The 13,940-nt window shown below is 63.5% G+C and carries 12 protein-coding genes; 7 read left to right on the plus strand and 5 right to left on the minus strand.

Annotated elements, in window-relative coordinates:
* Window positions 1-59 precede the first annotated feature (59 nt).
* From truA to dedD, 4 genes are all read left to right on the plus strand, one after another.
* Window positions 60-869, plus strand: coding sequence for a tRNA pseudouridine(38-40) synthase TruA (gene truA / locus AC3WR3_RS08905; RefSeq protein WP_492291674.1), 810 nt, complete (start codon window positions 60-62; stop codon window positions 867-869).
* Window positions 870-988: 119 nt separating this feature from the next.
* Window positions 989-1,852 (plus strand): acetyl-CoA carboxylase, carboxyltransferase subunit beta, encoded by an 864-nt coding sequence (gene accD, locus AC3WR3_RS08910; RefSeq protein WP_492291675.1) that lies wholly within the window; start codon window positions 989-991, stop codon window positions 1,850-1,852.
* Window positions 1,853-1,854: 2 nt separating this feature from the next.
* Window positions 1,855-3,114: a bifunctional tetrahydrofolate synthase/dihydrofolate synthase gene (gene folC, locus AC3WR3_RS08915; RefSeq protein WP_492291676.1), complete on the plus strand. Its 1,260-nt coding sequence runs from the start codon at window positions 1,855-1,857 to the stop codon at window positions 3,112-3,114.
* Between the two features lie 66 nt (window positions 3,115-3,180).
* Window positions 3,181-3,966, plus strand: a complete 786-nt coding sequence (gene dedD / locus AC3WR3_RS08920; RefSeq protein WP_342058251.1) for a cell division protein DedD — start codon at window positions 3,181-3,183, stop codon at window positions 3,964-3,966.
* 110 nt (window positions 3,967-4,076) lie between these two features.
* On the opposite strand, the gene AC3WR3_RS08925 is transcribed toward dedD, so the two are convergent.
* The 4 genes from AC3WR3_RS08925 to AC3WR3_RS08940 all read right to left on the minus strand — a co-directional run bounded on the left by AC3WR3_RS08925 (window position 4,077) and on the right by AC3WR3_RS08940 (window position 8,696).
* The gene (locus tag AC3WR3_RS08925) at window positions 4,077-4,433 is read right to left on the minus strand and encodes a TusE/DsrC/DsvC family sulfur relay protein (RefSeq protein ID WP_429160091.1); all 357 of its coding nucleotides are present in this window, start codon (window positions 4,431-4,433) and stop codon (window positions 4,077-4,079) included.
* A 153-nt stretch (window positions 4,434-4,586) separates the two neighbouring features.
* Window positions 4,587-6,722 (minus strand): YccS family putative transporter, encoded by a 2,136-nt coding sequence (yccS, locus tag AC3WR3_RS08930; protein ID WP_492291677.1) that lies wholly within the window; start codon window positions 6,720-6,722, stop codon window positions 4,587-4,589.
* A 164-nt stretch (window positions 6,723-6,886) separates the two neighbouring features.
* Window positions 6,887-7,543, minus strand: coding sequence for a Bax inhibitor-1/YccA family protein (locus AC3WR3_RS08935; protein ID WP_111874565.1), 657 nt, complete (start codon window positions 7,541-7,543; stop codon window positions 6,887-6,889).
* A 217-nt stretch (window positions 7,544-7,760) separates the two neighbouring features.
* Window positions 7,761-8,696 carry a helix-turn-helix transcriptional regulator gene (locus tag AC3WR3_RS08940; RefSeq protein ID WP_492291678.1) on the minus strand — a complete coding sequence of 312 codons (936 nt, stop codon included), beginning with the start codon at window positions 8,694-8,696 and terminating at the stop codon, window positions 7,761-7,763.
* A gap of 115 nt (window positions 8,697-8,811) precedes the next feature.
* Here AC3WR3_RS08940 and AC3WR3_RS08945 point away from each other — a divergent pair, with 115 nt between their 5' ends.
* The 3 genes from AC3WR3_RS08945 to AC3WR3_RS08955 all read left to right on the plus strand — a co-directional run bounded on the left by AC3WR3_RS08945 (window position 8,812) and on the right by AC3WR3_RS08955 (window position 12,608).
* On the plus strand, window positions 8,812-10,968 hold the full coding sequence (locus AC3WR3_RS08945) for a TonB-dependent siderophore receptor (RefSeq protein ID WP_492291679.1): 2,157 nt from the start codon (window positions 8,812-8,814) through the stop codon (window positions 10,966-10,968).
* A gap of 67 nt (window positions 10,969-11,035) precedes the next feature.
* Entirely contained in the window at window positions 11,036-12,076 is a 1,041-nt protein-coding gene (locus tag AC3WR3_RS08950) for an alpha/beta hydrolase (protein WP_492291680.1), read from the plus strand.
* 226 nt (window positions 12,077-12,302) lie between these two features.
* Entirely contained in the window at window positions 12,303-12,608 is a 306-nt protein-coding gene (locus AC3WR3_RS08955; protein WP_342058255.1) for a DUF6719 family protein, read from the plus strand.
* A gap of 66 nt (window positions 12,609-12,674) precedes the next feature.
* Here the strand turns inward: AC3WR3_RS08955 and prpF are convergent, their stop codons facing one another.
* Window positions 12,675-13,862, minus strand: coding sequence for a 2-methylaconitate cis-trans isomerase PrpF (gene prpF / locus AC3WR3_RS08960; protein ID WP_454009346.1), 1,188 nt, complete (start codon window positions 13,860-13,862; stop codon window positions 12,675-12,677).
* Between the last annotated feature and the right edge of the window lie 78 nt (window positions 13,863-13,940).

The following is a 13,940-nucleotide window of genomic DNA, read 5'->3' on the forward strand; positions in this document are numbered from 1 at the left end:
CAAGGGCGTATAATCCGGCCCGTTTCTTTCATCCTTTCCCCACAAGACAAGATTCATCCATGCGAATTGCCCTAGGTATTGAATACGACGGCAGCCGGTATTTCGGCTGGCAGCGTCAGCGCGAAGTGATCAGCGTGCAGGCCGAACTGGAAAAAGCCCTCAGCCGCATCGCCAACCACCCTGTCTCCATCCAGTGCGCCGGTCGTACCGATGCCGGGGTGCACGCCACCGGCCAGGTGATCCACTTCGATACCGAGGCGAACCGCGCCGAGGGGGCCTGGACCCTGGGGCTCAACTCCAACCTGCCGCCGGACATCGCCGTGCGCTGGGTCAAGGAGGTGGACGAGAGCTTCCACGCCCGCTTCAGCGCCACCGCCCGTCGCTACCGTTATGTCATCTACAACCATAACTTCCGCCCGGCCATCCTCGGCAGCGGCGTCAGCCACTACCACGAGACCATAGATGCCGAGCTAATGCACCAGGCGGGCCAGAGCCTGCTCGGGGAGCACGACTTCAGCACCTTCCGCGCCATCGCCTGCCAGTCCAACACCCCCTGGCGCAATGTGACTCACCTGTGCGTCAGCCGATCCGGCCCTTACATAGTGCTCGACATCAAGGCCAACGCCTTCCTGCACCACATGGTGCGCAACATCACCGGCTCCCTGCTGCTGGTGGGGCAGGGGCAAAAACCTGTGGAGTGGATAGCCGAGGTGCTGGCGGCCAGGGATCGCAACCTGGCGGGGCCGACCGCCAAGGCGGGGGGGCTTTATCTGGTGGACGTGGACTACCCGGCAGAGTTTGCCCTGCCGCAGTTGCCCCTCGGCCCGCTCTGGCTGCCGGACTCGGCACCGGGTACGACCAGTTTTTAGTAACTGGGCCCGAAAATTTGTGGTTTAATGACCCGTTATTTATTGCCATCGAGCCCTTAAGTCATTGAACAACCAAGGCCCGATGTGTTTTGTCAGGCACAAAAGCATTAAGGAATTCCATGAGCTGGCTTGAGAAGATCCTTCCCAAGAGCAAGATCACGACACCGCGTCGTCACAACATCCCGGAAGGGGTGTGGACCAAGTGCACGTCTTGCGAACAGGTACTCTACCGGGCAGAACTGGAGCGCAATCTCGAAGTGTGCCCCAAGTGTGATCATCATATGCGGATCAGTGCCCGCGCCCGTCTCGAGAGCTTCCTCGACGTCGAAGGCCGCAGTGAAGTGGCTGCCGAGCTGGAGCCGCAGGACATCTTGAAATTCAAGGATTCCAAGCGCTACAAGGATCGTTTGTCTGCCGCTCAGAAAGAGACGGGAGAAAAAGATGCGCTGGTGGTGATGAAGGGGACCCTGAAGGGGGTGCCGGTCGTCGCCTGTTCGTTCGAGTTCTCCTTCATCGGGGGCTCCATGTCCTCCGTGGTCGGTGCCCGCTTCGTGCGCGCCGTCGAGGAGAGCATCAAGGAAGGCCGCGGCCTGGTCTGCTTCTCCACCTCGGGTGGGGCGCGGATGCAGGAGGCCCTGTTCTCCCTGATGCAGATGGCCAAGACCAGTGCGGCGCTGGACAGGCTGACCAAGGCCGGTCTGCCCTTCATCTCCGTGCTGACCGACCCCACCATGGGCGGTGTCTCCGCGAGCCTGGCCATGCTGGGTGACATCAACGTGGGCGAGCCCAAGGCACTGATCGGTTTCGCCGGCCCCCGCGTCATCGAGCAGACAGTGCGCGAGAAGCTGCCGGAAGGCTTCCAGCGCTCCGAGTTCCTGCTGGAGAAAGGCGCCATCGATCTCATCATCGACCGCCGCGAAATGCGCAACCGCCTGGCCGGCCTGCTGGCCAAGCTGATGAATACTCAGGTCATCGAAGACTGAACATGAGTTCGCACATGCAACAATCTCAAAGCCGGTCGCTGGTCGACTGGCTTTCTTATTTGGAACAGATCCACCCGGTCAACATCGACATGGGGCTGGAGCGGGTCGGCGCCGTTGCCCGGCGCATGGGCCTTACCCAGTTGCCGTTCAAGGTGATCACGGTGGCGGGCACCAACGGCAAGGGATCCTCCTGCGCCATGGCCGCCAGCATACTGATGGCCGCCGGTTACAGGGTGGGGGTCTACTCCTCGCCGCACCTGCTGCGCTTTACCGAGCGGGTGCGCATCGACGGTGCCGAGCTCTCCGATAACGCGCACTGCGAGGCCTTCACCGCGGTGGAAGCCGCCCGCGGCGAGATTGCCCTCACCTTCTTCGAGTTCGCCACCCTGGCGGGCCTGTGGCTCTTCTGCCGCGCCGCCCCCGACGTGCTGCTGCTGGAAGTGGGGCTGGGCGGCCGGCTCGACGCCACCAATGTGGTGGAGTCCGACGTGGCCCTGATCACCTCCATTGCGCTGGATCACTGCGACTGGCTGGGTGATACCCGCGAAGCGGTGGCGGTGGAGAAGGCCGGGGTGTATCGGGCGGGCAAACCCGCCATCAGCGGCGAGCCCAATCCACCAGCGACCATCGCCAGCGAAGCGGCGCGTCTCGGCGCCTGCCTGCGCCAGGTCGGCCGCGACTTCCACGGCGATGAGCACGATGCAGACTGGGATTACCATGGCCTGAATCACTGGCTGGGGCTGCCCAAACCCGCCCTGCCGCTGATGAACGCGGTTACCGTGCTGGCGGCGCTGGAATCCCTCGGCTTGCCGCTCTCTGAGTCCGCGATCCGTGACGGGCTGGCCAATGCCCGGCTGGCGGGGCGGATGCAGCGGCTGCAAAACGAGCCCCTGGTCATCGTCGATGTGGCCCACAATCCCCATTCGGCGGCTTATCTCGCGAGCCAGCTGCGTCAGATCCCCTGCAAGGGCAAGCGCCGCGCCGTGGTGGGCATGCTGAAAGACAAGGACATGGCAGGGTCGCTGGCCGAACTCGATGGCCTCATCGACCAGTGGTTCCTGGCAAGCCTCACAGGCCCGCGTGCCGCAACCGCAGAGCAGCTTGCCGCCGCCCTCGGGGGCGGGCAGGGACCAGCGGCGACCTTTGACGGCGTGAGCGCGGCTTATCGGGCAGCCCTGGCCGCATCGAGTCCTGATGATATGGTCATCGTCTTTGGTTCGTTTTACACTGTCGCCGACGTGCTGGCCGGGCAGCTGGCCTGATGAATCCGGCCATCATCGTTGTCCATAAAAAGCAGCAGGTTCTAAGCAACATGGGTGGGAATTAACTTGGCTTCGAAGTTTCAAAATAGATTGGTGGGGACCGTCATCCTGGTCGCCCTGGTTGTCATCTTTTTGCCGGATCTGATGGACGGCAACAAGCTGGAGCAGAAGGAAGAGGCATTTGCCAAGATCCCGCTGCGCCCCGAGCTCGAGCCCGCCAAGCCCGCCTTGCAGGTCTCTGCCGCCAGTACCCTGCCGGCCGATCACCTGGCGAGCCAGCAGCAGGCCTCTGCCGCCACCCAGTGGCAGGTAGAAGAGATCGGGGATACGGTGACCCTGGCCGCCAATCAGGCCTCTGCCGCCGCCCAGGCACAGCCAGCGACCCAGGCTGCGGCCAAGCCTGAGCCCAAACCCGTGCCCAAGCCCGAGGTGGTGGCCAAGAAACCGGTGGAGCAGCCCAAGCCCAAGCCGGTGCCCCCCAAGCCGGTCGAGGTGAAGAAGCCGGTGGAGAGCAAGCCGCAGGCGGGCCAGATCAAGTCCATGGACGATCTCATCGCCAGCAAGATGACGACCCAGGCGGCTACCCCGGCACCCGCGGCGGCAGCCCCGGCCCAGGGCAGCTGGATCCTGCAGCTCGGCGCCTTCAAGAATGCCGACAGCGTCAATGCCCTGGTGGGCAAGCTGAGGGCGGCCGGCTACTCGGCACAGACCTCGCCGAGGACCCCGGTGCAGGGGCAGATCAACCGGGTCTTTATCGGGCCGGATGTCTCCAAGGCCAAGCTGCAGGGCATGCAGAGCAGGATAAGCCAGATGACGGGGCTGAGCGGCTCCGTGGTGGCCTATAACCCCTGATGGGGGTTTGACGAACGCCGAACAAAAAATACCGCGCCTCATTTGACAGATGGGCGCGGTATTTTTTTGGTATCTGTTGATGGTCTCTCAGGGAGAGGCCGGGCTGGTTTTTAGATGCACTTCACCGGCTTGGGCAGGCCGGCGATCTTGGTGGCCTGCTTGGCGGGCCCCTCGGGGAACAGCTTGTAGAGGTAGCGGCTGTTGCCCTTCTCGGGGCCGTACTGCTTCTCCATCGCCTTGACCAGGGCGCGGATGGCGGGGGAGGTGTTGAACTCCAGATAAAACGCCCGCACGAAGCGCACCACTTCCCAGTGCGGCTCTTCCAGCACTATGCCCTCCTGCTCGGCCAGCACCAGCGCCAGCTCCTCGCTCCAGTCCTCGATGTGGCGCAGATAGCCCTTGGCATCGGTCTCGATGAGTTGGCCGTTGAAATGCAGCTGATGGTGTTCGGACGGGTGCTCGGACATGGAGGCTCCTCGGGCTGTCGGGATTGGGCGGGCATGGTAGCGCCTTGATCTTCGGCGAGCAACCGGCGCAGACGCGCCAGGGCGCACAATTCACCGGGCAGGGTGTCGCCCCGCCCGGTGAGCACTCGCTGGATTGGTGCCTTTCTTCGCTCGTCAGGCGTTGCCTTGCCGGGTGAGCAGCTGGCCGTCGTTGGCCAGCATCAGCAGTTCATCCGCCAGCTGGCTGATGAGGGTGAGCTGCTGGGTCAGCATCAGCTGCTCCTCGCTGCTGTCCGGGGTTATGGCCGGGCATACTCCCTCGAGCCGGGCCGGCATCTCCCCCGCCAGGTGGCCGGCGGCCCGCTCCAGGGTATGGCTGATGTGGCGGCTGATCTCGTCAAGGCCCTCGATGGGCTCCAGCCTGTCCCGATGGGCCCCGAGGGCCGAGATATAGGAGAGCAGGGCGTGGTTGCGCCAGGTGAGGGTGAAGCAGAGGTCGAGGAAGCGGCGGCGCTTGCTCGGCTCCACCAGCATGCTCTGCCAGGCCATGGCCAGCTCGCTGTCGGCGAGGTGGGCACACTTGCGGGCCACCCGGTAGTCGAGGGACTCGTCGCGCTGGCGGTGCAGGCTGGCGAGCACCGCCGACAGGTAGCGGGCGTTGGCGGAGAGGGAGTTGGCAATCAGGGTCGGCAGCCGCTTGTATTGCCAGTCCGGCCAGAGCCAGGCCACCAGGGCGTAGGAGAGCAGGCAGCCGAGCAGGGTATCGAGCAGGCGCGGCCCCAGGATGGCGAAGCCGATGCCGTCCAGCAGGTTGAACGCCATCAGCACGTAGAGGGTGATGAAGCAGACGGCGGCGCTGTAGTTGCTGCGCACCTGGGTGAAGAACAGGAAGGCGGCCAGCCCCATGATCCCCAGTTGCAGGTGCAGCTCGGGGAAGAGCCAGAGCACGGGCACGCCTATCAAGATGCCGGCGAAGGTGCCGAGCATCCGCTGCACCAGACGGCGCCGGGTGGCGCTGTAGCTCGGCTGGCAGACGAACAGCACCGTCAGCAGTATCCAGTAGCCCTTGTCCAGGCTGAAGGCCTGCAAGATGCCGTAACCCACCACCAGCCCCAGCGACAGTCGCAGGGCGTGGCGAAACACCATGGAGTTAGGGGTCAGGTGCTGCTTGAGCAGGGTCAGCAGCGGCAAGGGGGCAGGCCTCGCCAGGGGCGGCAGGCTGGCGGGAGGGGCGGCGGGGTTTTGCAGCTCCTCGGCGCTGGCCAGCAGCTCGTTGATGCTGGAGAGGTTGCGGCGCAGGAACTTCATCGGCGTCAGCAGGGTCTTGGGATAGTGCTGCTTGAGATGGGTGAACTCCAGCTGGTCGCCGAGGGCCTCCAGGGTCCAGTGGATGCGCTTGTGGTGGGCATAGGGCTTGTGCACCAGGATGGCGTAACCGAGCCGCTGGCACGCCTCCGAGAGCTGCAGGAACACCTCCTGGAAGCCGTCGAGGACGATGCCCTGCTTGAGCTCCGCTTCCAGCTTGCTGTAGGGGTAGTGGCTGGAGGTGGCCCGCTCCTGGATCTCCAGCGCCAGCAGGTAGAGCCGCAGCAGGCCGGCGAGCTCGGGCGCCGCCTGATGGCGGGTACTGAGGCGGGCGTTGAGCGCCGTCTTGGTCAGGTTCAGGGCATTGACCAGGTTGATGTTGAGCTGGGCCAGGTTGTGGCGAATGGCCTGGGCGCCATGCTCGTCAGCCGGGAAGAAGCGGGATTTTTCCAGCAGGTAGCGGCCGAGGGCGAAATAGCTCTGGGCGAGCTGCTCGTGCAGTGTCTTGTAGGGCAGCAGCCAGAGCCAGACCAGCGACACCAGGCCGTACCAGAGGGCGCCGGCACCGAGCGCCAGCGGCTGGTAGAAGAGATCCGGCGCCTTGGCGGCCCCCAGCATGGTGTAGATGGCGATGAGCAGGGAGCCGAAGCTGATGGTGGCGTAACGTTGCCCGAGCGCCCCCACCATCACGAAGAGGAAGGTGGATCCCGCGAGCCCGATGGCAAACAGCCAGGGGGTGGGGAAGAGGTACTGCACGCACAGGGAGGCAAACAGGAAGCAGACCAGCGTCATGGCGAGGTTCTTGACCCGGCCCCACAGGCTGTCATCGGTCTCGGCGATGGCCCCCGCCACCACCCCGAGGGAGAGCAGCACGGTGAGCTGGATGTCGCCTGTGGCCAGGGCGAAGGCGAGCAGCCCCAGGATGGCCAGCAGCACCTTGAGGGCGAAGTAGATATGGCTGTCGGTCAGCAGACGGCGCAATAAACCTGAGAAATCCATGGGCATGGGATAGACGCAACCCTTGAGCGAAACGAAAGCGACAGCATAACTCGTCGGCAACGAAGTGGCCCTGATTTGGATCAGGGCCACTTTGCTTCATATCCTTGATTTGCAACTTATCCTGACAGAAACAGGTGCCAATAAAAACCCCGCCGAAGCGGGGTTTTTCATCAGTTGCGGTTGCCGCCAAGCAGGCTCAGCAGACTCAGGAAGATGTTGTAGATGGAGACGTACAGGGTCACGGTGGCGGAGATGTAGTTGGTCTCGCCGCCGCGCACTATCTGCTGGGTGGTCAGCAGGATGGCGCCGGAGGAGAACAGCATGAACATGGCGGACAGGGCCAGGCTCAGGGCGCTCATCTGCAGGAAGATGTTGGCAACCATGGCCACCAGCAGTACCCAGAAACCGACGAACAGCATGCCGCCGATGAAGGAGAGGTCACGCTTGGTGGTCAGGGCATAGGCCGACAGACCGAAGAAGGTGAGCGCCGTGCCGCCAAGGGCCGTCATCACTATCTCGCCGCCGCCATTGTTCATGTACATGTTGATGATGGGGCCCAGGCTGTAGCCCATCAGGCCGGTCAGGGCGAAGGTGAACACCAGCCCCATGCCGTTGTCACGGTTCTTCTCGGTCAGGAACATCAGACCGTAGACACCGACCAGGAAGATGGCCCAGTGCAGGGGCGGCATGTTCATGACGGTGGCAACCCCGGCAACCACGGCAGAGAAGCCAAGAGTAAGGGAGAGCAGCATATAGGTATTGCGCAGCACCTTGTTGGTGTCGCGCACGGCACCCTGGGTGCCAGTGTAGATAGAACGGGTATCCATCTTGATGTCCTCTTGATTTCCGGGGTGAGGCGACCAATTGCGCCTCGTTAACGCATTGTATGCACTGAATGTGTGGATGACGAGCGCTGATTTCAAGCGCCCCCCCACTGTGTCGGCCTCTACTATTCCAGAGCAAAGATGTATTGCGCATGAACAAGAGGATGAAGCCGCGCGAGCGACAGGGCGGGCATCTGCATGTGCAGGCTGGCCGTCGCGCCTACTGAGTGTGCGTCCGCACGTGCCGGCTGGCCTGTCTGGGCGAATAGCCAAACAGCTTGCGAAACGCCGTGATGAAGTTCGCGACATGGCTGTAACCCGCGTGCTCGGCGGCTTCCTGCAGGGAGAGGCTGCGCTCTTCGAGCTTCGCCTTCGCCTGCTGCAAGGTTCGCTCGCGCAGATAGCGCTGCAGGCTCATGCCCAGCTCTTTCCTGGCCGTGCGCTGCAAGGTGGAGAGGCTCATGCCCAGGGTATCGGCGATGTCGGCCAGGGTCATGTGGTCCACCTTCTCATCCCGAAGCAACATCTTCAGGCGAGTCGGTTGCTCGCTGTGCCGCTGGCCACACACCTGGGAGATCTGCTGGAGGTTGCTCATCAGGCTCTCCCACAGGGTGAGGGCGAAGGCCTCCCGCATCAGCATCTCGGGGGCATTCTGGCTGCTGGTGAGGTTCAGCGCCTCCGCAATCTGCCCCAGATGCGGGGGCAGCGACCAGTCGACGCGGCTCAGGTGATGGCTGAATACCCGCTCGAACCGCTCGCGCTGGGGGCCCGTCATCTTGCGCTCAAGCCAGGCGGGACTGAGCGACAGGACTATGCTGCGACTGCGCACCTGGGCCTTGGCGGCGCCCTGCACCATGTCGGGTCTGGCATAGAAGATGGCGGTGGCGACGATGGGATCGGACGTGTGAAAACGGCAGCCCCGCAGCTGATGGGTGGCCCCATAGGTCATCAGCGCCTTGCTCTCGAGGGGGATGGCGATGATGAGCTGCGGCGGCAGCTCCCGCTCGGTGGCAAAGTCGGCCTTGTGGACTATGTCCTTGTTGTGAAAGAGGATGCCGTCCTGAATCATCAGGTTCTCTACTCTTCCTGTGAACAAACCCCGTTTGCGAACGCGGGTATCTCTTACCACAGTGTCAGTCATGCTCACTTTGACCATTTCGAAGTATTAAATGACCAACCCGCAAAACTACTGCGGATACTCGAATGCTATATTAGCCCCCGCAAAATCAAATGAAAATGATTATCATCTCTGTTTGGGGGTCACTCTTTCTATGGTTGTCTTCAAGGATAAAGCGCCGAGCCCGCTGGCTCTGGCCGTCTCTGCCGCCCTGGCTGTCACTGTCGTTTCCCCGGTCCGGGCACAAACGGCGAACATCGAGCCGGATGAAACCCTGGTTGTCTATGGCAACCCGCTCTACGGGATGGCGCCGTCGGAGGAGATGGGGGGCTACGGCGTCGACTCGGCCACCGTCGGGACCAAGACCCCGGCGGCCCTGAAAGACATTCCCCAGTCGATCACTGTGCTGACCAACGACTACATAGAGGAGCGCAACTTCGTCGCGGTGGACGACTTGGCCAAGTACACGCCGGGCCTGCGCACCATGGTCAACGACAGCGGCCGCTCCTCCATCTTTTCCCGCGGTTACGAATACGATGAGGTGAACCTCAACGGCCTGCCATCGCCGATGCAGAGCAAGTTCGGCACCCTGCCGTCTCTGGCCGCCGTGGACAGGGTAGAGATCATGCGCGGCCCGTCCGGCCTGTTCAACAGCACCAGCGAGCTGGGGGGCGTCATCAACATGGTGCTCAAGCGCCCGACCGACGAGTTCAAGGGCTCGGTCACGGCGCGCTATGGCAGCTGGGACAGGCACTATCTGGAGGCGGATCTGGGCGGGGCACTCAACGAGGAGGGCTCGGTGCTCGGTCGCCTGGTGGTGGCCAACGCCGACATCAAGAACCAGGTCGACTACAACAACAACGACAACGGCACCTATTACGGCACCCTGGAGTTCGACCTGTCGGATCGCACCCTGCTGTCTGTCTATGCCCTGCACCAGACCAAGGACATACTGCCCACCAATGGCCTGCCGGCCTACCGCGATGGCACCATGCTCGACATCGGCCGCAGCACCTATCTGGGCTCGGATGAAGATTTCTTCGATGCAAGCACCACGGATGTGGGGGCCGCCCTCCAGCATGCCTTCGCCAACGGAGGCGTGGCGCAGTTCTCGGCCCGCTACATGGACCACGACATGCGCCTGGAGCAGACCTACACCAATGGCCCAGTGGATGCCGCAGGGAACACGGGGCTGATGTTCAATGCCCAGGCGAACCAGCAGAAAAACATGGCGTTCGATGCCAACTACAGCCAGCTGTTCGGCCTGCTTGGGCACAAGAGCGAGTTCGTGCTGGGCTCTGACTACAAGCGCTACGAGTCCGATATCCAGACCTACACCAACCGCAACATCGGCAAGATCAACGTGTTCGACTTCGATCCGACCGGGGTCGCCAAGCCGAACTACCAGTACACCAAGAACGACCACGAAGAGCAGTCCGAGCTGGGCCTCTATGGCAAGGTGACCTGGCGGCTGCTGGAGCCGCTGGCGGTGATCACCGGGGCCCGGGTCTCCTGGTATGACACCGAGGTCGTCAACACCCCCCTGAGCTCGGGGGCGCAGAGCAGCCAGTCCGGTGACTTCAAGGGGAAATTTACCCCCTATGCCGGGGCCGTCTATGACCTGACCGGGGAGCATGCGCTCTATGCCAGCTACTCCAAGGTGTTCAAGCCGCAGACCAGTCAGGATGAAAAGGGGGAGATGCTCACGCCGCGGGAGGGTAGCCAGTGGGAAACCGGCATCAAGTCCTCCCTGCTGGACGGCCTGCTCAATACCCGGGCGACCGCCTTCCTGATGAAGGACGCTAACATCGCGGCCCAGGCCTATGACGATCAGGGCATCGCCATCACCAACACCTACTGGGCCACCGGCAAGGTGGAGACCCAGGGGGTGGAGCTGGAGGCGACCGGCTACCTGAGCCAGCACTGGATGGTCATGACCGGCTATACCTTCACCGACATCGAGGAGAAATCCGGCGATCACAATCCGAAATTCGATGCTATTCCGCGCCACACCCTCTCCCTCTGGACCGACTACCACCTGGCGGACTGGGTACAGGGGCTGCATCTGGGGGGCGGGATGACGGCGGTCAGCGACTACTCCTTCAACCAGAAGGGGATCTCGACCCATCAGGGGGGCTATGCCCTGTTTGATGCGGCCGTGCGCTACGAGATCAACGACAGGATGCAGGCGACTCTGAACCTCTACAACATCCTGGATCGCGAGTACTTCTATCGCGTCGGCTCCACCACCACCTTCAACATGTATGGCGAACCGGCCAACCTGATGGCGGGCTTCAGCTACAAGCTGTAACCCAGGTGACAACAGGGCCCGGTGGCCCTGTTGTCCTCTATCCGAACCCACTCGTCCGATTCACCCTATGACAAGACTCATCGCGATACTGCTCACCATGATCACTCTCTCGTCTGCCCAGGCCGACATGCGCCATTACGCCGAGCGCTTCACCCACCACTCGACCCTGCTGGGAGAGGCGCGGCAATACAGCGTCTATCTGCCAGAGGGCTATGAACAACAGCCGCAGCAGGCTTTTCCCGTGCTCTATCTGCTCGATGGGGAGAAATTCTTGCTGGAGGTCGCGGGCATCACCCAGGCCCTGCGGGCCGGACTCAATCCGGCGATCCCGCCTCTCATCATCGTCGCGGTGCACAACACCGACCGGATGCGCGACTACACCCCGAGCCACACCCTGGTGCTGCCCAATGGGGCGCCGGCCGGCGCCGGTTATGCCAAGACCGGCGGCGGTCCGGCGTTCATGGAATACCTGACCCGGGAGCTGCGCCCCCTCATCGAGCGCCGCTATCGCACCGCCTCGCCGGCCCTGCTGGTGGGCCACTCCCTCGGGGGCCTGCTGACCCTGGATGCGGTGGCCAGAGACAGCGGCCAGTTCCAGGGCTACATCGCCATCGATGCCAGCCTGTGGTTCGATTATCCGGCCAACTACCAGCGCATCGAGCGGGCCTTGCTTGGTCCGCTCAAGCATCCCGCCTCGCTGTTTGTGGCCGTGGCCAACAACCCCTTCACGCCTGGGTTTGGCCGCTCCGAGTTTCATCGGGATCAGTTGCGGCAGTTTGCACGCAGCCTGGTGGCGCACCCCGGCCACAACCTGCACGTCACCAGTCGCTACTTCGAGGAGGAAGATCACCACTCCGTCTATCACCTGGCGGTCTATCAGGGGTTGCAGCAGCTGTTTCGGGGTTACCGGCTGGATCTGACCCCGGGCCTCTTCAGCCGGCAGGCTGTCATCGCCCATTACGAGGCCCTGAACCGGCGGCTTGGCAGCCAGCTTCGCCCCCAAAGGGAGAGCCTGCAGGCTATCAGGGAGAAGGGCGAGCGCTGGCCCCAGATGCAGATCTCCGTGCCCGAGGTCGATGCGCTGCTGGAACGCTATTACGGGCAATGAGTTGGGAGACGGGAGTAATGAAGACGGGCAGTGACGCCCCCTGGGGCAAGGGCCCGGCCACTCCCGGGTGGCCGTCGGTACCCAACCGGGCGCGGATACTCACGTCTGGAATCGTCACAGCACCGCCCAGGGTGGCTGTCGGCCCTGGGGGATGGCTGGCACACTGCCAGTGTGCACGGAAACTGCGTGCCCGTGTGCATAAGCAGATCACGACAGGGAGTGACCTATGGCTGTCAGATGGAAGAGCGTGCTGTTGTCAGGGGGATTGCTGAGCCTGGTGTCGGGGTGCGCCCATTTCGCGCCTACCCCCATCACCTATCTGAGCCAGGATCCCGCGCCGGGCAAGCTCCCTTATGGGAAGGTTGCCTATGTGGATGACGGCCAATGCCCGGCTGATCAGGTGAAGCGGCTGATCGGTGGCGATGGGAAGAAGAACATACCGCGTCTTGTGGAGTGCGTGGCGCGCCCGCAACAACAGGCGGATCAGTGGTGGAGCAGCCCCGCCAGCGACCAGGGGGAGAGCACTCCTTGAGGTGAACATCATCACAAAGAGGCCCAGGCAATCGCTTGGGCCTCTTTCATGCCGGTGACGAAGGGGCTAGAAGGCATCCCCCGGCACCCGCACCCAGCCTTCCATCAGGATGCGGGCTGAGCGGGACATCACCGCCTTGGTCACCGTCCACTCGCCATCCACCTGTCGCGCCTCTGCCCCCACCCGCAGGGTGCCGGAGGGGTGGCCGAAGCGCACCGCCTCGCGCTCGCCGCCACCGGCCGCCAGGTTCACCAGGGTGCCGGGAATGGCCGCCGCCGTGCCGATGGCCACGGCGCAGGTGCCCATCATGGCGTGGTGCAGCTTGCCCATGGAGAGGGCCCGCACCAGCAGATCGACCTCATCGGCCTTCACCCGTTTGCCGCTGGCGGTGCGGTACTCCTTCGCCGGCGCGACGAAGGCGACTTTCGGGGTGTGCTGGCGGGTCGCCGCCTCGGCGGGCGTCTTGATGAGCCCCATGCGCAGGGCCCCGGCAACCCGGATCGCCTCGAAGCGGGCCAGGGCCTCGGGGTCGCCGTTGATCTGCTCGCGTAGCTCAGTGCCTTCATAGCCAATCTCTTCGGCGTTGACGAACACCGTCGGGATACCGGCGCTGATCAGGGTGGCTTTCAAGGTGCCGATGCCCGGCACCTCCAGCTCGTCCACCCGGTTGCCGGTGGGGAAGAGGGCGCCGCCCTCCTCGCCATCCTCGGAGGGGTCGAGAAATTCCAGCACGATCTCGGCGGCGGGGAAGCTGACCCCGTCCAGCTCGAACGCGCCGGTCTCCTGCACCTGGCCATTGTGCACCGGTACATGGGCCATGATGGTCTTGCGGATATTGGCCTGCCAGATCCGCACCACGCAGGTGCCGTTGTCCGGGATGCGGGACGGGTCCACCAGTCCGGCGTGGATGGCGAAGGCGCCGGCGGCGGTGGAGAGGTTGCCGCAGTTGCCGCTCCAGTCCACGAAGGCCTTGTCGATGGCGACCTGGCCGTAGAGGTAGTCCACATCGTGATCGGGCTGCTGGCTCTTGGCGAGGATCACGCACTTGGCGGTGGAGGAGGTGGCGCCCCCCATGCCGTCCATGTGGGCCGAGTAGGGGTCGGGGCTGCCGATGACGCGCAGGAAGAGTGCATCCCGGGCCGGGCCGGGTTGTTGGCAGCGTTCGGGCAGATCAGATAAGCGAAAGAAGACCCCCTTGCTGGTGCCGCCGCGCATATAGGTGGCCGGGATTTTCACTTGAGGTTCGTAGGCCATAGAAATCGTCCTGATTTGGATTGATGGCTTGCGGGAGTGGGCGCGAGACCCCCTCCCGGCCTCCCCCTTGAAAAAGGG

This window comes from Aeromonas sp. EU05-FHT14A05, assembly GCF_058791175.1.